This is a genomic window from Vibrio sp. 2132-1, from assembly GCF_033344315.1.
This window is the reverse complement of the sequence record NZ_JAWPON010000001.1, coordinates 312,966-338,796: the sequence shown is the minus strand read 5'-3', so window position 1 is coordinate 338,796 and position 25,831 is coordinate 312,966. Positions and strand designations below refer to the sequence as shown.

20 protein-coding genes are annotated in these 25,831 nt (G+C 44.9%); 9 read left to right on the top strand and 11 right to left on the bottom strand.

Features of this window, described 5'->3' with window-relative positions; translation table 11 throughout:
• Positions 1-35: 35 nt before the first annotated feature.
• The 8 genes from R8N47_RS01335 to R8N47_RS01300 form a co-directional block, all read right to left on the bottom strand.
• Positions 36-1,337 carry a BatD family protein gene (locus R8N47_RS01335; protein ID WP_025767853.1) on the bottom strand — a complete coding sequence of 434 codons (1,302 nt, stop codon included), beginning with the start codon at positions 1,335-1,337 and terminating at the stop codon, positions 36-38.
• Positions 1,334-3,064, bottom strand: a complete 1,731-nt coding sequence (locus R8N47_RS01330; protein ID WP_025767854.1) for a VWA domain-containing protein — start codon at positions 3,062-3,064, stop codon at positions 1,334-1,336. Before R8N47_RS01330 ends, R8N47_RS01335 begins: the two co-directional genes overlap by 4 nt.
• On the bottom strand, positions 3,057-4,127 hold the full coding sequence (locus tag R8N47_RS01325) for a vWA domain-containing protein (protein ID WP_025767855.1): 1,071 nt from the start codon (positions 4,125-4,127) through the stop codon (positions 3,057-3,059). Before R8N47_RS01325 ends, R8N47_RS01330 begins: the two co-directional genes overlap by 8 nt.
• Positions 4,120-4,698 carry a DUF4381 domain-containing protein gene (locus tag R8N47_RS01320; protein WP_025767856.1) on the bottom strand — a complete coding sequence of 193 codons (579 nt, stop codon included), beginning with the start codon at positions 4,696-4,698 and terminating at the stop codon, positions 4,120-4,122. Before R8N47_RS01320 ends, R8N47_RS01325 begins: the two co-directional genes overlap by 8 nt.
• Positions 4,699-5,661: a DUF58 domain-containing protein gene (locus R8N47_RS01315; RefSeq protein WP_064354725.1), complete on the bottom strand. Its 963-nt coding sequence runs from the start codon at positions 5,659-5,661 to the stop codon at positions 4,699-4,701.
• A gap of 12 nt (positions 5,662-5,673) precedes the next feature.
• Positions 5,674-6,657 (bottom strand): AAA family ATPase, encoded by a 984-nt coding sequence (locus R8N47_RS01310; RefSeq protein ID WP_005376549.1) that lies wholly within the window; start codon positions 6,655-6,657, stop codon positions 5,674-5,676.
• Positions 6,658-6,742: 85 nt separating this feature from the next.
• The gene (locus tag R8N47_RS01305; RefSeq protein ID WP_025767858.1) at positions 6,743-8,044 is read right to left on the bottom strand and encodes an anaerobic sulfatase maturase; all 1,302 of its coding nucleotides are present in this window, start codon (positions 8,042-8,044) and stop codon (positions 6,743-6,745) included.
• A 106-nt stretch (positions 8,045-8,150) separates the two neighbouring features.
• Complete coding sequence (locus tag R8N47_RS01300) at positions 8,151-9,677, bottom strand: arylsulfatase (protein ID WP_017635363.1); 1,527 nt, start codon at positions 9,675-9,677, stop codon at positions 8,151-8,153.
• Between the two features lie 141 nt (positions 9,678-9,818).
• On the opposite strand from R8N47_RS01300, the gene R8N47_RS01295 reads away from it, so the two are divergent.
• Positions 9,819-10,676, top strand: coding sequence for a LysR family transcriptional regulator (locus R8N47_RS01295; protein ID WP_005376559.1), 858 nt, complete (start codon positions 9,819-9,821; stop codon positions 10,674-10,676).
• Positions 10,677-10,811: 135 nt separating this feature from the next.
• Here R8N47_RS01295 and R8N47_RS01290 read toward each other — a convergent pair whose 3' ends face one another.
• On the bottom strand, positions 10,812-12,359 hold the full coding sequence (locus tag R8N47_RS01290; protein ID WP_005376560.1) for an arylsulfatase: 1,548 nt from the start codon (positions 12,357-12,359) through the stop codon (positions 10,812-10,814).
• Positions 12,360-12,665: 306 nt separating this feature from the next.
• Here R8N47_RS01290 and R8N47_RS01285 point away from each other — a divergent pair, with 306 nt between their 5' ends.
• The 3 genes from R8N47_RS01285 (at position 12,666) to R8N47_RS01275 (ending at position 15,698) form a co-directional block, all read left to right on the top strand.
• Complete coding sequence (locus R8N47_RS01285) at positions 12,666-13,052, top strand: winged helix-turn-helix domain-containing protein (protein WP_017635365.1); 387 nt, start codon at positions 12,666-12,668, stop codon at positions 13,050-13,052.
• Between the two features lie 80 nt (positions 13,053-13,132).
• Positions 13,133-15,487: a fatty acid cis/trans isomerase gene (locus R8N47_RS01280; RefSeq protein WP_021707546.1), complete on the top strand. Its 2,355-nt coding sequence runs from the start codon at positions 13,133-13,135 to the stop codon at positions 15,485-15,487.
• 19 nt (positions 15,488-15,506) lie between these two features.
• Complete coding sequence (locus tag R8N47_RS01275; protein ID WP_005376565.1) at positions 15,507-15,698, top strand: hypothetical protein; 192 nt, start codon at positions 15,507-15,509, stop codon at positions 15,696-15,698.
• A gap of 50 nt (positions 15,699-15,748) precedes the next feature.
• Here R8N47_RS01275 and torS read toward each other — a convergent pair whose 3' ends face one another.
• The gene (torS, locus tag R8N47_RS01270; protein ID WP_005376567.1) at positions 15,749-18,712 is read right to left on the bottom strand and encodes a TMAO reductase system sensor histidine kinase/response regulator TorS; all 2,964 of its coding nucleotides are present in this window, start codon (positions 18,710-18,712) and stop codon (positions 15,749-15,751) included.
• Between the two features lie 43 nt (positions 18,713-18,755).
• Here torS and torT point away from each other — a divergent pair, with 43 nt between their 5' ends.
• Both torT and R8N47_RS01260 read left to right on the top strand, forming a co-directional pair.
• Positions 18,756-19,805: a TMAO reductase system periplasmic protein TorT gene (gene torT, locus R8N47_RS01265; protein ID WP_258478160.1), complete on the top strand. Its 1,050-nt coding sequence runs from the start codon at positions 18,756-18,758 to the stop codon at positions 19,803-19,805.
• A 64-nt stretch (positions 19,806-19,869) separates the two neighbouring features.
• Positions 19,870-20,325 (top strand): methylglyoxal synthase, encoded by a 456-nt coding sequence (locus R8N47_RS01260; protein ID WP_005376571.1) that lies wholly within the window; start codon positions 19,870-19,872, stop codon positions 20,323-20,325.
• 77 nt (positions 20,326-20,402) lie between these two features.
• Here R8N47_RS01260 and helD read toward each other — a convergent pair whose 3' ends face one another.
• On the bottom strand, positions 20,403-22,472 hold the full coding sequence (helD, locus tag R8N47_RS01255) for a DNA helicase IV (protein WP_064354723.1): 2,070 nt from the start codon (positions 22,470-22,472) through the stop codon (positions 20,403-20,405).
• A 324-nt stretch (positions 22,473-22,796) separates the two neighbouring features.
• On the opposite strand from helD, the gene yccS reads away from it, so the two are divergent.
• From yccS to R8N47_RS01240, 3 genes are all read left to right on the top strand, one after another.
• Complete coding sequence (yccS, locus tag R8N47_RS01250) at positions 22,797-24,950, top strand: YccS family putative transporter (RefSeq protein WP_064354722.1); 2,154 nt, start codon at positions 22,797-22,799, stop codon at positions 24,948-24,950.
• A gap of 189 nt (positions 24,951-25,139) precedes the next feature.
• Positions 25,140-25,370 carry a hypothetical protein gene (locus R8N47_RS01245; protein ID WP_005376575.1) on the top strand — a complete coding sequence of 77 codons (231 nt, stop codon included), beginning with the start codon at positions 25,140-25,142 and terminating at the stop codon, positions 25,368-25,370.
• A gap of 80 nt (positions 25,371-25,450) precedes the next feature.
• Positions 25,451-25,753: a hypothetical protein gene (locus tag R8N47_RS01240; protein WP_017821544.1), complete on the top strand. Its 303-nt coding sequence runs from the start codon at positions 25,451-25,453 to the stop codon at positions 25,751-25,753.
• Positions 25,754-25,831 lie beyond the last annotated feature (78 nt).

Genomic DNA, 25,831 nt, shown 5'->3' with positions numbered 1-25,831 from the left:
CTAATAAAAACGAGGCGCTATATTAGCGCCCCGTTTTATTCATTGCCATCTCTTCCAATGACTTTGTCCAGTTCTGGTAACGCTCGCGGAATACGGAATTTAAAGCGTTTTTGTTTGGTCTGGACTTTGCGCCACATCGACTTCAGTAAATGAGCGCTATTTTCACCATTTTGCATTCGCGACGCACTTTTTTGCCACGATTCACTCGTATCGGCTTTGGTCATTTCTAGCTCGGCCGTATTTAAACGCAATTGTTTGTACAATATGGTCCTTGCTTCAGACCAACGTTTAGCCTTTAACAAACGGTGGAACGTCAGCCATGCTGGTGTCGGTCTGTTGCGGTAGTAACGTTTAATGGCTACCAATGAAATAATCACAAAACCCAGAAATACAAGCGTGGATACAATCCATGCAAAGTACGTTTTGATGAAGGATTTCAACGTGTGCTTCGCAGCAAATGTTTTGCCCTCTAACACCACCGTTTCCACTTGTTGAGTCTTACTGTTCCACCAACGGAACTCATAATCTGGCAGGGTTAATTCACCACCTTGTTGAATCACGTACACACTCTCTTCTGTGCGTGTTGACTGGTAGTCACCACGTGTTTGCGTATCTGTAAGACGGTGCGGTTGAGGATACGCTTGGTAACGGGTTGTTGATTCTCCTTTCAACAAGTCTGGTAGCAACACAGATAGCGAATCATGAGCCAAAATGGTGATTTTACGCGTGATTGCATCCCCAACTTTGAGTGACTCAGTGGAGGTTTCCCACTCTTGTTTTACGTCTACGTGCGTTGCAGAAAACCAAGGCGTATCACCGCTCAACAATCCCGATGGCAAGACAGTTTTGAACTTAATCGGCTGCGTATAAAGTGTGCCTGACACCTTCTCGCCATCCGGCGCCGACACCTGAACGCCCACAGCGACAGGTGGAATCACAAAATCACCAGATGCTTGTGGATACAAAGTCACTTCCCAGCGTTGACGCGACCAAGTTTGTCCCTCTTTTTGCTCAGTAAAGTTGGTTGCTAGTTGATTACGCTGTTTGGCGATAACATTGGGTATTTCAATATTGCCAATTCTCGTACCACCCGTAAACCAACGCGGCGTTGCCACTTCGATGGTTAAAATAACTTGCTCATTGACGCTAAAACTTGGTGTTTTACGCTTCTCTCCAGCCGTTGGTTGTTTACCAACCCACGCTTGTAACTCAACACCATGCTCTCGTTGAACGTCACGAATATCTTGAGCCAACACACTACTGCTCAGGAGGAAACCGAAACAGATAACTAACCACAAGGGTAAAGCAAAGGGCGTAAAACGGTGGCTTTTCATCATTGCACCGCCTCCTCTGTATTTTCGTTCGCAGTAGAGGTTGATTCTCCGGTTTCTATTGAACGCAATTGAATCTGAAACTTCGCATTTAAGAAGTATTTAGGATCCGCTTCGACTCGCTTTAACCATTTGTCGGCTAATTCTTGGCTACCTAAGATGTCGTCTGCACTTAACGTCTCTTTAATCATCAACTCCGCTGACGTTTTTTCATCCGCCCCTTCTGCGGTTTGAGGGTTATCGCCTAGCTCGGTTGATGCTTCTTGCTCCGTTCCTGCCTGACTCTCACTCATCCGGTTGATGTCCTCTACAATACCACCAATCACTTTCAAGTTATGCTCAACATCCGGTCTTAGCCTCTCGCTTAATGTTGGCTTGTTGGCTAGGGATTTTAACAAGTCACGTGCAGCCAAATATTCACGCTGACGCGCCAATGCACTCGCCGCATTATAAAGACCGTAATCTCGAACCTCTTCGGACGGGTCGTTTTGCATTTCCAAAAACGCACTGTGGGCGAGTTCAAACTCGCTAGCGTAGTAGTACGCCGTCCCTTTGCGTAATGGATCGACAAAGTGTTTCGCGGCTTCTAAATACGCTTGTTGGTTGAACAAACGCTGTCCTTGTTGATCTGGCGTTAGCCACAAATCCCACCACCATTGCGTCACCTTGTCGAAAGCCGTCACTTTTTGCACAACTTGTGGCTGCTCGGCTTTAACTGAAATGTTCTCGGCCAATGCACTTGTTGGCATCAATAACGTGCCGCTCACCATTACAATCACGCACCACTGCACTAACCACCCTTTTCTAAACCACAGCATCATGATCAGCGCGATTGGGAACAGAAGTTGATACCCCATGTCTTTCCAAGGCATTGAAGATTCGCCATTAAGCTGCATATTGCGCTCAACGTATCGATTCAGTTGCTCGATATCACTATTATCGACGGTCACTTCCACCAATCGACCGTTAGTCTGACTAGCCAGTTTTTGTAGAGAATCCAAATCCATTGGGTTGTTACTCACAATGTCAGCATTCCCTGCCGCAAGAATTAACAGTTGATAAGGTTTGCCCGAGAAATACGCTTGGTATTGCTCAATCGTGGCTGGATTAACGCCATCACTCACCAACAGAACAGTGGAGCCTGGTTGACCTTGCAATTGTTGGTCAATTAACGGCAATGCTTTTTCGGCAAGCTTACCTTGCACGGGCATAATTTCTGGCGTGATGGCCGCCAAAAACGGGTCAAATACTTTGCTGTCTTGAGTTATAGGCATCGCGACATGAGCACTGCCCGCGAACACGACTAAACCCGTTTTTCCGCCTTTTCGCGCGGCTAGCAAATCGCGTATTTTCTGTTTGGAACGCTCAAGGCGGCTTGGTGGGAGATCTTTTTGCAGCATCGAGTCACTGTTATCAAGCACCACAAGCATAGAGGCTTTATCTTCGCCAAAGGGGGAAGATTCACGTTGCCACGTTGGGCCTGCACAAATCACAATGGCGATGAACACAATCAGCATCAAGAGCTTAAGCGGCAGTTGCTTACGCCAGCCTCGCTCACCTATCGTCAAAGCATTGCGTAAATGTTCGGGCAGAATATCCTTCCAGCTTGGCTTGCTTTCTTCTCGCCAGCGTAACCACACCAAGAAAAACATGGGGACCAAAGCCAGTAACCACAGTGGTCGAATAAAATGAAACTGCGTAAAGAATTGCGTCCAACTAAGAGAATCAAACATCGCTCTCTCCTAATGATGATCGTGTAACAGCCCTTCTTTTGAGTGTTGCGACGCTGAACGCGAGCAAATGCATGATGACCACTAACGCCATCAAGTAATGATGAAGGCTTTGTTTTGGGCGGTATGTAGTACTTTCGTAAAGTTGAGGTTCCAGTTTGCCAATTTCGTCGTAGGCAGCCGATAGTTCATCACGGTTGAGTGCTTCAAACGCTTCACCGCCGGATTCTTTCGCAATGCGATGAATTGTGTCCATATCCAACGCGGTTTCACCTATCGTTTCCGGATCACCCATCGCAATCACGTGCACTCTCACGCCTTTGGCTTTCGCAACTTTCGCCGCATCAATCGGTTCAACAAAACTGCCCGTGTCGTTACCATCGGTTAATACAATCGCGACTTTTTCACGGTTTTGGTCTTGTTCTAAAGCACCACGCGACTTATCGCTTTGCTCAAAAACTTTAATCGCTAAGCCAATCGCATCACCAAGATGGGTACTCTGCCCTGCCATTGCCACATCGGTTTGGTTAAGCAGTTCGAGCCACACTTTTTGGTCTGCGGTAAATGGCGTTTGCACGAAAGCAGCATCACCAAAAAGCACCAAGCCTAATCGGTCACCTTTACGAGACTGAACAAACTCCGACAGCACTTCTTTTGCCGCATCAAGACGAGAAATTTTTTCGCCTGTACGTGAGGTAAAATCTGGCTCGGCCATGGAGCCCGAAAGATCCACCACCACCATCACATCGCGACCTAAACTCTCGCGAACTTGAGGCTCGCCTAACACGGTGGGTTTTGCCATCGCACACACCACCAAAAGCCATGAGAGAATTAACGTTGCTCGTTGCCACCAACTCGGGGTCAACTGGCTTGCACCTTCTGATGGCGTCTCGCCAATCGCTTCCACCAGCTGACTAAAAAACGGCACTTTGATCGCCATTTGCTTAGTGCGATATGCAGGCACCAAGTAGTACACCACCAACGGCAAGGGCAAAACCAGAAACCACATTGGGTGAGCAAATTCAAAACCAGACAAACCAGTTATCGATGCAAGAAGATCATTCATGTTGACCTCCCTGATGTGATTTGCGTTTCAATCGTGGTGATTTCTTTGCCGCGCTTTTTTGAGCATCACCACGGTGTTCACTCACCCAGTTTTTCGCACGAGCAATTAGCGTTACACGATCTTCGTTGGTTAGCATAACGCTTGGGTCGACAATACTTTGTAGCCAGCGCTTTGAAAGCTCATCGTTAAAGACCACAAGCGAGTTTGCTTGAGAATCTTCGGTTTGCGGATACAGCGCATCGAGCTTGCGCAGAAAGGCGGTATCAAACAATTTCGCGTTGCGGCTATCAATATGAATCAGCACTACTTTAAGCACAGAGAACAATACTTTTGGCATGTCTTTGTCGCTCGATTTGATTTGCGAAATCGCCAGTAGAGCTTCTTTTCGGTAACGATTATGCCACCATTGCCGAGCCAATCGATATACGACATACACCAATGCAATGAGCACAACCGCCGCTAAAATTTTCCAGCCAATAGTTTGCGGGTACCAACTCACGCTGGGTGGTACAGCCACATCATGCAGCTCTCTGAGTATGTAGGTACTCGGAGGCGTAGGAAGATCACTCATTTAACGCCCTCCTACCAGTTTTTGGAATTGTTTAATGTGCTCACCTGTCGTATCGAGTTCGATGTGCGGAAGGTGTTTCATCGCCATAAGTTGAGAGAGTGATTGACGCTGTAAGCTAGTTCGAGCCTCAAGCTTTGCGCTCGCAGCTTCTACCTTTGCTTTGCTGTCTAAATTGAGTTGATACTGCCCATCACCAACCACCCATTTCGATTTTGCCAAATCGTCTGGTAGCGCTTGTTCTAATGGGTCACTGACCATCACTGCAAGAACATCGTTGTGCTGTTGTAGCTGTTTAAGGTGATCAAGATGGTGCTCCTCGCAGTCGCTCCAGTCGCTGATAAAAATCAAAGTGGATTGCTTGAGCTTCATGCGTTTAATGAGCTCAATCCATTGACTGAACGTTACTTTTTCGGAGTTGCGGGAGTCCACATTGAGCGATTGATTGGCTTTAGCGAGACGTTTAAGTTGCGCCAGAAGATCGTTTTGCGAACGCTGTGCCTTGCTGTGAAACAACGCCTGCGGGGATGCGATGACAAAACCGACTCGGTCGCCATCTTTTAATACTCGCCACCCACACATCGCTGCGATCTCTGCCGCGACAACCGATTTCATTACTTGCGTCGAAGCAAAAAACATTGTGCTTCTCTGGTCGACACACACGATTACGTTGCGATCTTTTTCTTCTGTATAGCTGCGCACGTGCGGCTTACCTGTACGCATCGTAACTTTCCAATCAAGGTTACGAATATCGTCACCCAATTGGTAATGGCGCAGCTCTTCGAAGTTCAATCCACGACCGCGAAACAACGAATTGTGTCGGCCAGAGAGTACGCTACCCGCTTTTAGATGAGGAAGTAAACTGAACGATTCTGCTTGTGCTTGCAGACATACTAAACGAGCATAATCGCAGTACAAACGGGGATCCATCCCCTGTGATGTTGGCGCAAGAGTTGGCTTAGCCATAATGCCTCCCACTTACCCAATTTCTACACAATCTAGCAGCTCTTGTACGACTCGTTGATGATCGACCCCATCTGCCAGTGCATCGTAGGTCAAAGAAAAACGGTGGCCCAATACAGACGGAACCATGGCACGCACATCGTCAGGAGTAACGTGGTCACGTCCTTGCATCCACGCATACGCACGAGCGCATTTGTCGAGTGCGATGGAAGCACGAGGACTAGAGCCAATCTCAATCCATTTTGCTAAGTTTGAATCGGCATAACGCTCTGGCTTACGAGTCGCCATCACTAACGCAACGATGTAGTTTTCCACTAGGTCTGATACCACGATGTTTGGTAACTGACGACGCGCTTCTAGCACCACGTCTGGCTCGATGTGTTTTGGCGTAATAATTTCGCTGCTGGTTTCCGCCCCCAATTCTTCACTGCGCACCAAACGAATGATGTCACGTTCGGCGTCATCTTCTGGATAATCGACGGTAACCTTCATGATAAAGCGGTCCATTTGCGCTTCTGGCAGCGGGTACGTGCCCTCTTGCTCTACAGGGTTTTGCGTTGCAAGCACCATAAATAAGTCTGGCAATACGTGAGTTTTATCGCCTACCGTGATTGTGCCTTCGGCCATGGCTTCAAGCAGTGCCGCTTGTACTTTGGCTGGTGCACGGTTGACCTCATCAGCAAGTACAATGCTGTTAAAAATTGGCCCTGGCTGAAAGTGTAGTTGCGGCTTGCCATCCAGCTCTTGATAAACCTCAGTGCCCGTCACATCAGATGGTAAAAGATCCGGCGTAAACTGGATTCGACCAAAACTGGTGTTTAACAAGTTCGCCAACGATTTTACGGAACGTGTTTTTGCCGTTCCCGGTAAACCTTCTAGCAGAATATGCCCATTTGTTAATAACCCGATGACTAAAGCTCGAACCACGTGGCTTTGTCCAATGACGCTTTTTTCTGTTTGTTCGATGAGTTCTTTTATCGCTTGTTGTGCGTGGTTCATAGGATACCTTTTCAATGGTTTAAGCCGTCTTTTCGATAGTTAAGTATAAGAACAAATGAAATAACTTAAGGTTATATTCACTATGTTATCTTTGCGGTTCTTGAGATTGGAGAAGTTGTGCAAGACCAACCAACATCGGTAACGCATAATCAAAGAACATTTTGACTCCCGAACACAAATAGTTTAGACCACTCTCACCATTCGGCGTTTTGATCAAACGGTTTTTTGGGCACTCACCCCAACAATAAGGCAAGTAAGGGCATTGCTTACAATACGTCGGCAATGAATCGCGTTTTGCCATGCCAAAAGTATATTGTCTTGTAGAGAAGGCCATTTCATTCAGTGAGTGTTCATGAATGTTGGCGAGTTTGTATTCTGGATACACATAGTGGTCGCAACTGAACACGTCGCCATTGTGCTCAATCGCCAACCCTTTGCCACAAAACTCCGCCGTCACGCAAAGCTGAGACGGTTTCCCCATTACTTGCGCCACCGCGGTTTCAAACAGATTAACCAGCACACGGCCAAGATCGTTATTCACCCACTCTTCAAAGGTCGCCATTAAAAAGCGTCCCCAGTCTTCAGGATCGACTGACCAATCCGTTACAATCGACATTGGATGCCCCGGTTTAGCCAGATCACTGCCTTTGGTTGGGATCATCTGTTCGTTCCAAAACTGCGGCGCGGTTGTTTGGAAGTTGTTGGCTTCTACCACCGGCGCAAACTGAATATAAGTCACACCCAATTCTTGGGTTAAAAATCGATATACTTCGAGCGGGTATTTCGCATTGTGACGATTCACCGTGACCAACGCGTTGAATTTCACGCCATGCGCTTTGAGCTTATCTACCGCTTTCATCACGAGATCAAACGTTGGCTTACCGCTGCGGGTTTTGCGATATTTGTCGTGCAGCTCTCGTGGTCCATCAATCGACAAGCCAACTAGGAAGTTGTGCTCTTTTAAAAACGCACACCACTCATCGTTTAGCAAAATGCCGTTGGTCTGAAGGTCGTTTTCAATGCGAACGCCTTTCGGCTGATATTTCTTTTGCAAAGCTACGACATTGCGGAAATAGTCCAACCCAAGCAGCGTCGGCTCCCCGCCCTGCCATGAGAATACAATTTCTTCGCCATCCTGACTTTCGATATAGCTTTTCACGAACGCTTCCAGTGTTGCGTCGTCCATTTTTGGCTGCTTTTCTTGGTGCAGTAGATTTTCTTTATGCAGATAAAAGCAGTACTGACAATCGATGTTGCACTTTGCTCCACCTGGCTTTGCCATCACATGGAATCGACGGTCATACGCGCCCAGAACAGGCGCTTTAGACGCCGTTTTAAGAGGAACAATAGGCATAGTAGTAGAATGGCGAGGGGAAATCTTACTCATACGTTTCTCACTATTACATATACCCAAATAACCTCGTGAGCGCTGTACAGCAAAAGTGAAGCTATTTGGGTATATAGCGCTCCAAAAAGCGCTATATAATCTTAATTTACTTAGAAGACTTAGGTACGAACGAACCTGCTTCCATACGAGGCGGGAATTCTTTGAATGTACCCATCACCTCTTTCACTGTATCCATTGCTGGCATCATTAAGAATGAACGCTCGTACATCCAACGAGAATAACCCATGCCTTGATCGCCTCGTTCAAATGGATCAATGCTCAAGTCAAAGATCAGTGGCACACGAAGTTTAGTGAACGGCTTACGCCATACATCCATACCCGTTTCATTCTCTTGAATCATAAAGTGGAACTTGTACTTTCCTTGGCGCAATGCCACAAGATCGCCGTCGTCGCTCCAGTAAACGAACTCATTTCGTGCGGATTTGTCTGACTTACCCGTTAAATATGGCAGTTGGTTGTAACCGTCTAGGTGAACTTTGTAGTCCATATCGCCAACTTTTTTGCCTTTTAGCAGTTCGTCTTTAACTTTGGTATCACCTGCCGCAGCAACTAGTGTCGGGAAAAAGTCCTCTAATGACATCATGCCGTTGAATGTTTTACCTGCCTCAATTTTTCCAGGCCATTTAATCAACATTGGCACACGGAAACTCCCTTCCCAGCCAGTGTTTTTCTCTGAGCGGAACGGTGTCATCCCTGCATCCGGCCACAAATCAACCATAGGGCCGTTGTCAGTGGTGTAAACAATGATTGTATTGTCATCCACACCTAACTCTTTGATCTTGTTAAGTAGCTGACCGATTTGGTCATCGTGCTGCTTAACACCATCCGCGTAGAAACCGGCACCTGTTTTACCTTGGTATTCTTCAGGAACATGTGTGAAGTTGTGCATGCGAGTGGTGTTAAACCAAGTAAAGAACGGCTTGTCCGCTTTTACTTGCTTTTCTATGAAGCTCTCTGCGGCATCAAGAAACTCACCATCAACATTTTCCATACGCTTACGCGTTAGTGGACCGGTATCTTCGATTTTGCCGTCAGCGTAAGAATGGATAACGCCACGAGGGCCAAATTTCTTCTTGAACTCCGGATCTTTAGGGTAATCCACGTTCTCTGGCTCTTCTTCTGCGTTCAAGTGGTATAGGTTGCCGAAGAATTCATCAAAACCGTGGTTGGTAGGAAGATGCTCGTCTCGGTCACCTAAATGGTTCTTACCAAATTGTCCGGTTGCGTAACCCATTTGTTTAAGCACGGTTGCAATCGTCGGATCTTTTTCCGAGATACCTTCCGGAGCGCCTGGTAAGCCCACTTTTGATAGACCTGTACGTTTTGGCATTTGACCAGTGATGAATGCAGAACGGCCTGCTGTCGAGCTTTGCTGTGCGTAGAAGTTAGTGAACTTCGCACCTTCTTTAGCAATGCTATCGATGTTTGGCGTGTTGTACGCCATCATGCCTTGGTTATAGGTACTAAGGTTCCAGTAACCAACATCATCACCAAAGATGACAAGAATGTTGGGTTTGTCCGCTGCATGTGCAACTGCAGATGCAGCGCCCAAAGCTAACGTACATGCGTTAAGTACGAGTTTTTTACTGCTCGTTTTGGTCGCATTTTTCATATTATCTCCAAGAGTTCGCTAGTGCGTAAAAAACGGTATTCGCTTTTCAATACCATTGTTGATATAAGATAAAGCACTAATTTCAGGCGATAAATGCAGTCAAAATTAGTTAACCTATAAATTAAATTTATGAGTGACGTTATGGACTTGAATTTGATCCAAACTTTTCTTGTTGTTGCGGAGTTTCAATCTTATACAAAAGCCGCGGAACAATTAGGGCTTACACAACCTGCTGTGAGCGCTGCAATAAAGCGTTTAGAGCAAGTCGTAGATAAGCAATTATTCGTTAAAAAAGGACGAGGTATCGCACTAACCTCCACCGCTTATCAATTACTGCCGCAATTCCAGCAAGCGGTTAGTATTATTGACAATGCGATATCTGATAGAAATCATTTTGAAGTGTGTTGTTCGGAAATTTTGTTGCACATTATGGACCCGATAAAGAACACTATTTTTTATGAATCACCACCCGAAAAATTCCTATTATTTGAGCTGTTAAGACAACAAAAAGTCGATCTAGTAATCGATACGGTGATCACGAAAGATGCAGCGTTTATTATTGAAGATGCCTATGAGGAAGAAGCCGTGGTTATCTGTCGTGAGAACCATCCCCGTGTACACGGCACGCTCACAAAAGAGCAATTTTATGAGGAAACTCACTGTTTATTTTCAGGAAAATGGAACAACATGTCGGGGTTCGAGCAACTAGCAAAGGAAACAATTCAAGAAAGAAAAGTCGACTTGATCACATCTTCGCTAGCGGGCATGGCGCTGTATGTCGCCCAAAGAGACAGTTTAGGGATCGTGTCTCAATCTTTTGCAAACAAGTGGAGCAAAGCGCTCAAACTTCAAATTTTGCCCTGCCCCATTTCGATACGCTCTATCCCTTACAAGTTCGTTTACCATAAGCGAGAGGTAAACAACCCAGCCCACATCGCTCTACGTGAAAAAATCAAAGCCAACTTAACGGCAGCCCACTACGAACCAATTTGTTTATAAATCTTGTCAATTGAAGCGTTAGGCGTTTTCGTCATCAAGCTTTCTACAAACCTTAATAGATAGAATTTTACAGATAAAAAAAGAGGCTCACGTTAATGAGCCTCTTTCTAGATGTGGAACTTCACTTAGCTTTTCTTACTTATTTGGGTTCTCTTTTAGTTTCTCCATCACTTGATCGAGCGAGAAGCTTGCTGCTTTTTGCCTTGGTGGGAACTCTTTAAACGTTTCAAGGAATCTGCCAACGTAAGCTTGCGCAGGAACAAGCATGTAAGCACGGTCTAGCATCCAATCATAGTAAGTGTTAGAAGTGATATCAGCCACTTCGTAAGGATCCATACGCAAGTTGAAGATCTTAGGAACACGAAGTGTGGTGAATGGTTCAGCCCAAATACGCAACGTGCCTTTTGCTCGTTGCTCCATAAAGACCAGCTTCCATTTGTTATAACGAAGTGCAGTTAAGTCTCCATCATCTGAGAAGTAAAAAATTTCTTCACGTGGGGCCTTATCCTCTTTACCAGTCAAATATGGTAGGAAGTTATAGCCGTCTAGGTGAACTTTGAATTTCTTACCATTCGCACTATAACCTTTGAGCAATTTCTCTTTGATATTGTCATCACCCGCGGCAGCAACGAACGTTGGCATCCAGTCCATGTGATGCATGATATCATTCGAAACAGAGCCAGCTTTAATTTTACCCGGCCAACGTACCATCGCAGGAACTCGGTACGCACCTTCCCAGTTGGTATTTTTCTCTCCACGGAATGGCGTTGTGCCTGCATCTGGCCACGAGTTCATGTGTGGGCCATTATCGGTGGAGTAAAAGACGATTGTGTTGTCTTTAATACCCAAATCATCCACTTTTTTCAGCAGCTGACCTACATGATTATCATGCTCGACCATACCATCTGCATACTCGCTGATGCCTGTTTTTCCAGAGTTCTCTTCTTTCACATGAGTACGGAAGTGCATACGAGTTGCGTTCCACCAGACAAAGAAAGGTTTTTCAGCCTTGACTGCACGATCCATAAAGTCGAGTGCCGCATCTAACGTCTCTTCATCCACGGTTTCCATGCGCTTGCGGGTTAGAGGTCCTGTATCCTCAATTTTGCCATCAGCGTACGAACGGATAACGCCGCGCGGACCGAACTTTTTACGAAACTCAGGATCTTTAGGATAATCGACGTTTTCTGGCTCCTCCTCGGCGTTCAAGTGATAAAGGTTGCCAAAAAATTCATCGAAGCCGTGATTAGTAGGAAGGTGCTCATCTTTATCACCTAAGTGGTTTTTACCAAATTGCCCTGTCATATAGCCCATCGGCTTCAGCATTTCGGCAATGGTTGCGTCCTCTTCCTTCAAGCCAAGATCAGCACCTGGAAGCCCCACTTTACTCAAACCTGTTCTAAGAACGGTTTGGCCCGTAATGAAAGTAGAACGGCCCGCTGTACAAGATTGCTCACCGTAATAGTCAGTGAACATCATGCCTTCTTTGGCGATACTGTCTATATTTGGTGTTTTGTACCCCATCAAGCCAAACGTGTAAGCACTGAGATTGGACTGGCCAATATCATCACCCCAAATGACGAGAATATTTGGTTTCTCTGCTGCGATACTGCTACTTGTCGCACCGATTAAAGCGGCGGCAAGAATCGCTAATCGGCGTTTAACGCCATATTTCGCTGTCATATAAACCTCTGTGTGTATTAGAAAAGTGCTTCCTGCAACAGAATGTATAGTTCACAAATAGCGGATAAGCGAATTTACTAAATGAGAATTCTTTCTATCTTCGCCTAACATTACACCGTTATTTGTAGCTAATACGCACTCCAATAGCACTTTAGTTCAGAGCGCCATCGCACCATTCATCACTACTGTTAATCTCAAATATTAAGATTGTCTACGCATATCACAGTGCCCATAAAGTACCTGATTGCTTTTATATAAATATTAATGATAATACGTTTTACTACTATTAATAATTAAGGTACCCGTGTGCTTGACTCCAAGGTTTCAAATGGAAAAACTTACCAATGCCAACACAACGGCGTTCACCATAATGATGAGGAGCTATTACTAGATAAGCGCACTCACTCTGTGGTACTCAATTACTTGCCAAACAAGAAATCTGTTCAGTTAACAAGCATTCAATTTAAGCTGCTGCAAACTCTCACTCACCATCAAGATCAAGTACTAAGTAAGCATTTTCTTTACGAAACAGTACTAAAACGTGAATTTACTGAACATGATCGAGCACTCGATATGCACATGAGCAGAATGAGAAAGCGTCTAGTTCACGAAGGCGTTCCAACAGACAGAATTCAGACAGTCCACCGCCAGGGTTACATTTTCAAGCGCTCAGACAATCAACAGAAAAATTAACGCTAATTGGCCCAACTTTTGGTAATTGACCGCTTATTTTGCTTTAATTAATGCAAATTCGAATCACGTAAAATAACTCAATGAATTTGCGCTTAATTTTTACACTTTGCATTGCTACTTTGTTTGCCGGCTGTGCAACCTATGCTGGTCTTAACTATGACCAACTGTTTGGTCCACAGCTCGTGCGTGAACGCACAGTTGACGTGGAAACCCCTCAAGCAAACTTCTTCCAAAGCGAAGTTAAACCCATTATGGATAACCGCTGTGTCGTCTGCCACGCGTGCTACGATGCACCATGTCAACTTAAGCTCTCTTCTGTTGAGGGCATTGACCGTGGTGCGAGTAAAGCACTGGTATATGAAGGAACAAGACTCACAGCCGCAGCACCAACACGCTTATTCGAAGATGCAGAAACAACCCAAGAGTGGCGCGATGCGGGTTTTCATCCGGTTCTCAACGAACGTGATCAAAGCATGGCAGCCAACATTGATGCAGGCCTTATCGCACGTTTGCTACAACAAAAAGAGCGCCACCCATTGCCTGACCAAGTCCAGTTAGAAGGCTTTGACTTTTCGATAGACCGAGAGCAAACCTGTCCAACGATTGAAGAATACGAGCAATACGAAAAGGATAACCCGACCTGGGGAATGCCTTTTGGTATGCCAAACCTATCAAACAGTGAATACCACACACTCATGACTTGGTTGGAAAACGGCGCAATAATGAACGTTCACCGACCTGTTAGTGAGAAAGAGCAAGCGCAAATAGATAAGTACGAAGCATTACTTAACCACTCTGATTTGAAAAATCAGCTGATGGCTAGGTATATATATGAGCATTTGTTTTTATCTCATCTCTACTTTTCGGAACTCGATGAAGATCCCCGATTCTTCACGCTCGTCCGCTCTGCTACACCACCAGGACAGCCCGTCAAACGTATTTCAACGCGTCGCCCGTACGATGATCCAGGGGTTGAACGTGTGTTTTATCGAATTATTCCAGAGCAAGGGACCATCGTAGATAAAACTCACATGCCATTCGCGTTAAACAAGCAACGCATAGAGAACTGGAAAACTTGGTTTATTGATGCTGATTACATGGTTAGTCAGCTACCGAGTTATGAACCAGAAGTTGCTGCAAACCCGATGACATCATTCATCGACCTTCCAGTGAAATCGCGCTTTAAGTTCATGCTAGATAATGCACAAAATACAATAATGGCATACATCAAAGGCCCAGTTTGTCGTGGCCAACTGGCATTGAATGTTATCAATGATCGCTTTTGGGTGTTTTTCCTTGATCCAGATAAAGCAGACATCCCAGAAGTAAATGAGTTTTACCGATCTCAGGCTGATAACCTAAAACTACCGGCAGAACAAGAAAGTAACACGCTACCTGTTACCAACTGGGTCAAGTACGCGCGCCAGCAAGCTCGCTACCTAGAGGCTAAATCTGAGTTCACTAATAACTGGTTTAAAGAAGGTGAAAACCTATCCACCGATGTAATTTGGGACGGTAATGGCACCAACCATAATGCGGCATTAACGATATTCCGCCATTTTGATAGTGCTTCTGTTGTTCAAGGGTTAGTTGGTGAGCAGCCTAAAACAGTGTGGATTCTTGACTACGCGCTACTAGAGCGTATCCACTATTTGCTTGTTGCTGGGTTTGACGTTTACGGTAACTTCGGCCATCAGCTCATGACACGAATGTTTATGGACTTCTTGCGTCTAGAAGGCGAAAGTAACTTTATCTCGTTGTTACCCGCCGATATGCGCCATGAACTGCAATCTAGCTGGTATAAAGATCAAAGCCCGCAGTTGAGTGACTTTTTACAACGAAATGTGAAGCCGTTTAACCAACCAACCAGCGTTCAGTATAAGAGTGACGATCCAAAAACGGAGTTGGTGGAGTTGTTGAGAGAACATGTCTCAGATGTGCTTCTGCCTCGCTACGAAATTCAAGACACGGCTCTTTCTGCGAGTAGTGAAAAGCAACTAAAACGTATTGACCACGTTCGTGGTGAAGGCCTGAAAACCGTTCCGCAAATCACTATGCTTATGGTGAGAAGTAAATCAGGGGAAGATGAACTGTTCACCTTACTTCACAACAATGCACACACAAACATCTCTAGCTTGTTTGATGAAGAAAGTAACCGTGACTTTGCTAACGATGACATGACCATTGTACGCGGCGTTGTGGGAAGCTACCCTGCGGCATTTTTCTCGATCAACGAAAACCAAGTAAAAGATTTTGTCGATCAATTTAGTGCCATCCAAAACGAGTCCGATTACGTTAAGTTATTGGATAATTTTGCGATTCGTAGAAGCTCAGAAAAATTCTGGTCATTTAGCGATCGTTTACATAATTGGTACCGTACAAAACAACCGATCGAATTTGGATTACTTGACTATAATCGTTTTGAGAATCGATGATGATTTAAAGGGGGTTCTCATGGGTATCCGAGATAACATTGCCGCTCTTGAACAACAGATTTACGTTGCTTGTTCTGAGGGAGACTACGAAACGGTCAATATGCTTGAGCATCAACTCGAATACTTGCGTGGCAAAGTGGAACATCCTTTTGATGATGACCCTTATGCCCTAGACACTCGATTCGAGTGGGAAGATGACATGACCGAATAGAAAAAACCTCCGGAAAGCCGGAGGTTTTTTTATTTTCAATGCTCGATGGATTACTTCGCCATTAACTCATCCAGAGCTTGAATTGATGCAGACACTTGAGAAACTAAATCATCTTTAGTCGCATTATAGGTATCTAGAGGTTGAGGCGCGGCTTCAATTGCTTGGCAAGCGTTCATTAGCGCAGTTAGTCCTAAACTTCCTGCACTGCCCTTTAATTTATGGGCAAGGTTCTTTACTTCTTTACTATCATTGTCCTCAGCAGACGCTTGCAGCTTGCTTAATACATCGGTGCTGGTGGCTCTAAACAGATTAATAATGTGCAACATCTTATCTCTGCCCAAGATTTTCATATCGGACTCAATCACGCTCGGATTAATGATAACCACATCGGGTTCCTTTGTTTTAGGTGCTTGAACGACCTTTGATTGTAGCTCTTGTTCTTGAGGCGAAATTTGATCAAACGGGGTACAGTCGGCATTTTGTGGCAACAACAACGGCTTTCCGTCTAGCGCATCCTGAATCAATGCCGCGAGTGCCTCTTTTGCCAATGGCTTAGGCAAGTATCCGTCAAAACCAGCGGCTAGATAGCGCTCAACTTCTTCCGCAAAAACGTGCGCAGACACTGCAATCATTGGCGTGACGGCAAGCGCTTTATTGGCCGGCTTATCACACTCAATCCGCTTTAAGCGTTGGATCAACTCAGTTCCATCACAATCAGGGAGGTTGATGTCGACCAAAGCGATATCAAAATCTTGTGTGCTGATCAGTTGCTCTGCTTGTGAGCCGTTTTCTGCCATCACGACTTGGTGCCCCATGCTTTCTAGAAAGCCTTCCGCGACCACTCGGTTGACTTCATTATCTTCTACTAGCAAGACCTTTGCTTTCACTTTGCAACGTGCGGTTGCCACGGTTCCTGTTTCAATAGGTTCGCTTTCCTCTAACGGAATAGAGAACCAGAATCGGCTACCATTTCCCTCTTCGGAATCGACTTCTAAAACACCGCCCATCGCTTCAATGATTCGCTTACTGATGGCAAGTCCAAGCCCCGTGCCTCCAGTTTGGCTCATCCCACCTTCAGCTTGCGTGAAGGCATCAAACAACGTTCTCTGGTATTTTTTGGCAATTCCTATTCCAGTGTCTGATACTTCAAACAGGACTTGCGACTCGTCCTCAGGGTTCAGGCTAACGTAGATATCAATTTCTCCTTCGTCAGTGAACTTAATCGCGTTACCAACGAGATTGTTCAGCACCTGACTGATTCTGGTGACATCCCCTTTCCAGTAGCGACTAACATCACTTTCAATATGGTAGGAGAACAGCAGCTTCTTCTCTTGTGCTCGACTGTTCATTAACTGGAAAGTGTCCTCCACCATTTGGTGTAAATCAAAGCCCATGTGACGAATTTCTAAATGCCCCGCTTCAATCTTGGAGTAATCCAGTACATCATTAAGGATCGCGAGCAACGTTTTACCACTACGATTAATGATTTCCGCATAACGCTTTTGAATTGGGTTGAGGCCTGAGTCAATCAACAAGCGTGCTGTCCCCAACACTCCGTTCATTGGCGTTCTTATCTCATGGCTCATCGTCGCCAAGAATGCCGATTTTGCTCGGCTCGCTTGCTCTGCTTGCTTGCGAGCTTTAGCGTGATTCAAAACCTCTTCATTCAAACGGCGGTTTGCTTGTTTTAACTGCGAAGTGCGCTGCTCAACGAGCTCTTCTAAATGCTCTTTATGCTCCTCAAGCTCTCGCTTGGCTTGAGCTTCACCCTCTGCTACCACTTTTAGTGCTTGCGCGGTATTACGAGCCGTGATGATGGCCTGCCCCATATGCGCCAACTCATCTTTGCCTTTCACTTCCAACTCAACCGCTAAGTTACCCTGCGCCACAGACAGCAACGCAGCGGAATATTCAGCTAACCGCTTCACAACAGAAAGGTACACCACACGCCATAAAATCAGCACCAATACAATCAAACCAACAATTGAAATAACGGTTAAAGACCACTGAGCGAATTTCAGTGTGCTGGTCAATTGGTCTACAGCGACGGTAGTGGTTTTGTTTGAATCATCAACCAATTTGTTGACCGTGCCATTAAGCTCTGAGAACAACTCTAATGTCTTTTGCATCAGCTGTTGTGACTGTTCGTTATTCTCGTATTGCTGCATCAGTATAGAAAATACGACCTGACGCTTACCAAGCTCTATGAGCAGTTGGCTCATTTGCTTAGAGCGCGTAGGATCTTCCACAGCGAGTACACGGCGTTGCATGATTTTGAGGTTGCTATCGAAATCACTTTGAACCTGTTGAATTCGCTCAATATTCGTTAATGTCCGAGCCTCTTCAATCTGATTCAACATTTTAAAGGCCAACAAGTGCAGTTCATGCAATCGCTCAGTCAGATCAAGATCGACCTCCACCAGTGCATCTAGCGCCTGATAAACTTGCGATTTTTTATTCGATTCTAATAAGTCATAAATATGCGTGACGTTAGCAACAGCAATGGTGCTTGTATTCTGAACTTGCGTACGAGTTAGTTGTTCTAGCTCTTCACTGAGCAGACGCATTTCTTCAACACGAGTATCTATCTCTTTTGCAAGCCACAGCTTTTTTTCAACCGAAACACCGAGTTCTGCCAAATTGTCGATAACGTTCTGGACGTTATTCTCTAAAGCTTCTAACAATTGAGAATCGAACGACTCACTCCCGAGCTCCTTGATGTGAGTGAGTAAAGACTCGAGCTGTTCGAACAGCACTCGCCCTGACTCCTTTCTTTCCTGCTCGTTTCTTGCGTTCGACAACATTTGTACAGACGAAATAATACGAGTACTCAACTCAGAGACTTGTCTCGCCTCAATCATGGCGGGAATCGCAGAATCCACGACATTTCTTTCGGTTTTGGCAACCAAAGAAAATCCAGACACACCAATAAGTGCCGATAACATGACCAGTATTGCCATCGCAATGAAAGACAACAAAAGTTTACGACCGATGCTTGCAGTTGCTAGCAGCATATTTTCATGACCTTAATGTTCGTGTTCAGCGACATATTACGTTATATTTTGCAGTGTTTACTTAATCTATGCCAACGAACTTCATTTCATGGTTAAAAATCAACACGCATTTCGCACATTTTTCAAACATTCTGCAGCCATTTTAACCCTAGTTGCTTCTTTACCAGCGGTTGCCGCAGAGAAAATATGTGCAATATACCCTCACCTAAAGGATTCATACTGGTTGTCAGTAAACTATGGAATGGTGTCCGAAGCGAAAAGAGAAGGTGTCGAGCTACGAGTCCTTGAAGCGGGCGGCTACCCAAACAAAACCCGTCAAGAACAACAACTCGCACTGTGTAACCAATGGGGAGCAGATGCGGTTATCCTTGGGACCGTGGACCCACAGGCTTACGAGCATTCACTTAAAAATTGGGTGGGGAATACTCCCGTTTTTGCTACTGTGAACCAACTCGACTTGGATGAAGAACAAAGTGAGTTGCTAAAAGGGACTGTTGGTGTTGACTGGCATTGGATGGGATACGAAGCGGGACAATATTTGGCAGCTCGCCATCCAAAGGGGTCAGGAAAAACCAACATTGCCTTACTTTTGGGGCCGCGAACTCGTGGTGGTACGAAACCCGTTACTGCCGGATTTTATGAAGCGATACAAGGAAGTGATATCAACATTGTTGACTCATTTTGGGCAGACAACGACAAGGAGTTACAACGTAACCTAGCTCAACGTGTGATCGATATGGGAAATATAGATTACATTGTTGGCAGTGCAGTGGCGATTGAAGCGGCCATCAGTGAGCTGCGCAGTGCCGGCAAAGCTGAGGAGATCGGTTTAGTTTCTGTGTACTTAAGTCATGGTGTATATCGAGGCCTGTTACGTAACAAAGTACTCTTCGCACCAACAGATAAAATGGTGCAGCAAGGTCGGCTTTCCGTGATGCAAGCAACGCATTACTTAAGAGGTGAAGCTTATGACAAACATGCCTCACCAACCATCAAACCACTGACTCCGAAGACGCTTCATGACGACACGATCGAAGAATCGTTATCTCCGTCAGAATATAGGCCGACATTCCGTGTTAAGGCTGTTGATTGAAAGACCAAAAACGTGTTCTATTGAGTCACAACAATTTTAAAATCATACAAACGGAAACATCTTGATGCAAAAAACCATTCGTACCATGCCAACCCATAAACATGTGGCTTTGGTTGCTCACGACAACTGCAAACCTGAGCTACTTCGCTGGGTAAAAGAAAACAAAGAAAAGCTACAGAGTCACTTCCTTTACGCAACTGGCACGACAGGACACATGCTGAGTAAAGAAACTGGACTTGCGATCAAGAGCATGATCAGTGGTCCGATGGGCGGTGATCAACAACTAGGCGCTCTCATTTCAGAAGGCAAAATCGACGTTCTCGTTTTCTTTTGGGATCCACTGAATGCCGTACCTCACGACCCAGATGTTAAAGCGCTTCTTCGTATTGCTAGTGTTTGGAATATTCCTGTAGCAACGAACCGAGCCACCGCTAAGTTCCTGTTTAACTCCCCTCTTCTTGAGCAAGAAGTAGACATCGAAGTACCAGATTACGAAGCCTATCTTGCTGAGCGCATGTAAGCTTTGATGCCAACCAAATAAAGCAAGGGCGATACCAAGTATCGCCCTTGCTGTTTTTAACATTCTAAACGTTGCATTTAACGGGAAGTCACGATGGGATAGTCACCATTAACGAGCTCTTGAACGAATGCAGATCCCGCGCCAGTATGCGTGATCCAAACCTTCTCTTTCGCACGTGTAATCGCCACGTAAAATAGCCTGCGCTCTTCTGCGTAAGGGAATTTGTCTTTGGACTCCGTCAACGCACCATCAATGTGAATTTGCTTCTTCTTAGCGGGGAATTGCCCCTCATCCACAGAAAGAATAATCACAAAGTCAGCTTCGCGTCCTTTACTCGCATGGCAAGTCATAAAGCGAATATCGAGATTAGGGAAACGTCGCAACCAATCGTCGAACAAATCGGGCTTATGATAATGGTTACGTCCTAGCAATAAAACTGACTTGGTTTGCTTGGCTTGTTGATTCAAGTGATCCAAGATCTTTTCCACTTGATTGCTCGGCGCGGTATGTACGCTCTTCTGCTTGCGTTGTTTGTGGCTGTTTAGTGTTTTCGGCAACTGCGATGGGTTTTGCTGCACGAATGTATTCGCTACATCACCAATCTGATTGTTGAAACGATAAGTTGTATCTAAGTGATGAACGGTAGAGTGAGCAAAGCGTTCTTTAAAGCCAGTGATAAGATCGACATCCGCTCCTGCAAACTGATAGATCGCTTGCCAATCGTCGCCAACAGCAAATAACGTGGCACCTGCTTGTTTCTGAGTGGATTCACACAGTGCTTCAATCAATGCCAGACGATCTGGAGAGATATCTTGATACTCATCGACCATAATAAAGCGCCATGGCGAGACAAACTTCCCTTTATTCACATAATCTGTCGCACGACTGATCATGGTTGGGAAATCCACTTGGTTGCTTTCTTTAAGCATTTTCTGCCACGCTGTAAAACATGGCCAGCATAAGGCGAGTTCACTATTTAAACGCGTATAGTCTTGGTGGTTTACGAGCTTTTCTTGTACTTGCTTTTTGGTCAACCCTACCGACGCTAAATGAGACAGCTGCGAATCTAGCCAAGCGATCAGTTTTGGATTTTCTGAATGGCTTCCTAACTCATCATCCCCTTTTAGGTACGCAATCGGCCATTTGTCTAAATGTTTTTGCCAACGTTTAAAGTTGGTGGGTGTCATCCAATGTTTTTTCAACCAGTCTACACACCATGCTGTTCGTTGATTTTCGTCCAACGCTAAAGGACTAATTTCGACAGGTTGCTCTTCGACTTGTTTAAGAATATACAAACCCAACTGATGGAATGTGTTTACGCGCACACCGTCTGCCGCCATGCCCACTTTATCTACTAAGCGTTCTTTCATTTCAGTCGCCGCATCACGACCGAACGCTAACATGAGAAGCTCTTCTGCTTGAGCTTGATGGCTTTGCAACAAATAGGCAACTCGTGCGGTTAAAACGCTGGTTTTGCCCGAGCCGGCACCAGCAAGAACTAAGTTGTGGTCGTCGTTGAGTAATACCGCATATTGCTGGGATAAATTCAAAGGAGAGGATTCAATTTGATTAAACAGCACTTCCCAATTTGGACGTTCTGCTTCTAGCCAATCGCGATTACGCTCACCAAGCGCCTCAGAGGTATCAATGAGCCAAGGCTCTATTTGCGACATACGATTCGGCATTCGCATTTTGGCTTCTTCTAGGGTGGTTTTCATCTCGCTTAACTCTTGGTTAAGACTTTCAACCCAGGAGACCACTTGAGAATGCGATAAGTAAGCAGGCAAGTGCTTTAGTTTGTAAAGCTCTTCTTCCCACTTAGGTAGATACTCAGCCAGTTTTCGGCACTGAGTGTTGTGCCACTCTTGATATTGACGAACGGCCTCAAGCGCGAACTTTCGGCATTGTGGCCACGGTAAACCTTGGACTAGCCAGCTTTGTTGTTTGCCTTCGTGTTCATGAGCAAAAAACTGTAAAGAGCTCCATAATAACCCACGCTTTACGCTAACTTTGCCATTCCAGATCGTAAAAGGAATATGTTCTTCACTGCCTATCGAGCTTAATAAAACACTGTTCTCTTTTATTTCGACGTGATGGTACTCATTTTGAATAAAAAACTGTGCTTTGTTAGTGGCAGTAAGCTGCATGAAACGTGCGCCTTTTAGTTTAGAAGTTGTCGATTTATATCATTTTAAGGCGCTAAATTGTAGCAACGGCGAGCACCTAAGTAAGCTTCTTCTTCTATTCTTTAATAAAATTCACATTACTGTCGATTTAATAACCTAAAGCTGAGGTTATTTGAAGCTGGCTTTACAATCCTCAATACATGACCTGGCAGTTTTAATATAAGTCAATGACATCCCTGCTGATTTTATCAGCAACCACGAATTTTTCTTAAAGTAAATCATAAACGCGCTATAGTGGGTCTGGTAGTATTCCCCCTGTTCTTCATCGGAAACATAAGGCGCATTGTGCAAGCAACTTCTAAATTTCGGCTATATTGGGCAAACAAGACGATAAATTACAGCGTTCTTATCCTTATTACCTTACTGGGTGTGGTTATCCCAACTTGGTACTTCGAGCAAAACACGCTGATAACGCCATTAATATTAGGCGTTATTGCTGCTGCTTTGGCTGAAAGTGATGACAGTTTCACTGGACGCATCAAGGCTCTGATTCTCACCTTTCTCTGTTTTGCGCTTGCTGCTTTTTCAATTGAAATCTTGTTCGATACCCCTTGGGCTTTTGCGTTGGGATTATTTGTCTCAACCTTCGGCTTCATCATTCTTGGGGCGATAGGTCCTAAGTACGCGAGTATTGCTTTTGGTTCGTTGCTAATCGCTATTTATACTATGCTTGGCGCACATGAAAGCACCAACATTTGGTTTCAGCCACTACTGCTGTTAACCGGTGCCGCCTGGTATTACTTCATGTCCATGATTTGGCAGATATTTTGGCCCCTTCAACCGGTGCAACAAAGCCTAGCCAATGTGTTCTTCCAAATGGCGAATTATCTTGATGCGAAAGCCAAGCTTTTTCATCCTGTGACCAACTTGACGCCACAACCGCTACGGATTGAAGCTGCAAAATGCAATGCTGCCACGGTTACGGCACTAAACGCTTGTAAAACCACATTACTTAACCGATCGAAACGGGGTCACATTGATGGGCCTAGTGACCGATTTTTAAATATTTATTTCATCGCTCAAGACATTCACGAACGAGTCAGTTCTAGCCATTATCGCTATCAGGATTTAGCGACCGAATTTGAACGTTCTGATGTGCTGTTTCGTTTTAAATATCTTTTGGAGTCTCAAGCCCAAGCGTGTCGTGATATTGCACTAGCCATTCAGCTAGGAAATGAATACTCCCATACCGATCAATCGATTCTGGCATTAGCTGAAGTACAGAACTCTCTTGCTTATCTAGAAGAACAAAAGCAAGGGCACTGGAAACGTCTGCTGATGCAGTTAACATATTTATTCAACAACTTAGCGACGGTAGAAAAACAACTTAATAACATTAACAACCCAGATGTTGAAGGCCTCGAAGAAGATACCCTCGCCGATACCAACCCACACACGCTAAAGGCGATGTGGCAGCGTATATCAGCAAATTTACACAAAGATTCGATGCTGTTTCGGCATGCATTACGTATGTCAATTGCCTTAACGATTGGCTATGGAATCATTCAAATATTCAACATCGACCGAGGTTACTGGATACTCTTAACCACTTTATTCGTATGCCAACCGAACTACAGTGCCACTCGCCAAAAATTGACGGCAAGAGTAATAGGTACATTAGCTGGTTTGTTGATTGGTGTACCATTGCTGACTTTTTTCCCTTCTCAAGAAAGCCAGTTAGTATTTATCGTTATCTCTGGTGTGATGTTTTTCGCCTTCCGGATGAACAACTATGGGTACGCGACTGGTTTTATTACACTGCTCGTCCTCTTCTTATTTAATCAACTAGGTGAAGGTTACGCAGTTGTCCTTCCTCGACTAGCAGATACCCTCATCGGGTGTGTGCTTGCAGTAGGAGCAGTATTAGTTATTTTGCCCGACTGGCAGTCGAGAAGGCTTCACAAAGTTATGTCGGATGCGATAGAGGCGAACAAGCAGTATCTCGATCAGATCATTGGTCAGTATAGAATCGGCAAGAAAGACAATTTGAGTTACCGTATCGCTCGCCGCCAGGCCCACAATAATGATGCCTCACTATCTTCTGCGATTAGTACGATGCTGGCGGAGCCTGGCAAATATCGCGCAGCTGTTGATGAAAGTTTTCGCTTCCTAACGTTAAATCACGCAATGTTGAACTATATTTCTGCATTAGGCGCGCACAGAACTCGCATCGAAGATGAGTCAATTCATAAACTCGTTTTAGATGCTCACCGTTGTATTCATCAGCATCTGGATGTACTTCATAAACAGCTTCACCAGCATTGTGAGGAGTGTGACCTATCTAATATTGATGATGCTGGACTCGAGCAACGCTTAAACGAATGGCGCGATGAAGACGACAGCTCTGCCCGCATGGTATTGCAGCAACTTCATCTTATCTATCGCATGCTCCCAGAGCTTCATTCACTTGCTAGTAAGTTTGCCGTCAGGGTAAGTTAGTAACATTCAAACCATATGTAAGAGGGAAGCGCTATATCGCTTCCCTTTTTCTTTTTACGTTTCCATCTACCCCAAAGTGGGTAATTATGTACCTTCTTAGGAAAAATCTGACGTATCACTTAACACACCTTGACAATATTCGGACAAAAAGCAATCGATCAAATTCTAATCTATTTTGGTTGAATAAATATGTTGTATCCAAAGGATGAAGAATTTCGGGCAACGACGGATAAACCGAATCATGACGAAGGTATTGAGATGAACGCACAACAATTTAATGAACTTAAGCAAAAGCTCAGTGATTTAACGGCAAGTCAGTTAAAGTCATTACAAGGTGAGATCAGCGTGAAACTAAATAAAGCGCAAAAACCGGTTCTATCTGGTGAAGAAAGAGAAATGCTTGCCAAACTGTTTGCCTAATCAAGTCATTGATATAAAACACTTGAACGTTTTATAAACTCCACCTATGCTCTCACTATCATAATGTTGGGAGTAGTGATATGCCTGTATCGGGAATTCAATCTGGACACCACATCGTTCAGATGTCACAACAAATGGCCGAGAAAGCTGCACATGGCATTAGCAATAATGTAAGTAAGGTAAAAGAAGAGCTTTCTGATCACAACATCGATTTAGCTGCGGTTGCGGATATCGCAATAACAGCCTCAACACCTAGCCTTCCCTCTCAAAAAGTTGAATCTCTCATCAACCTCGCACAAGCCGCTGGTTATAACCGAGTTGGCGCGTCTGTCATAGAGAAAAACAATGAAATCATTGGCAGCTTGCTAGACATCCACGTTTAGGCGATTTAACGTCAAATTATCGCTATTTTAATTTCCAACTATCACTATAACGTAGTAACAAGATAACCCCTTTGCTTC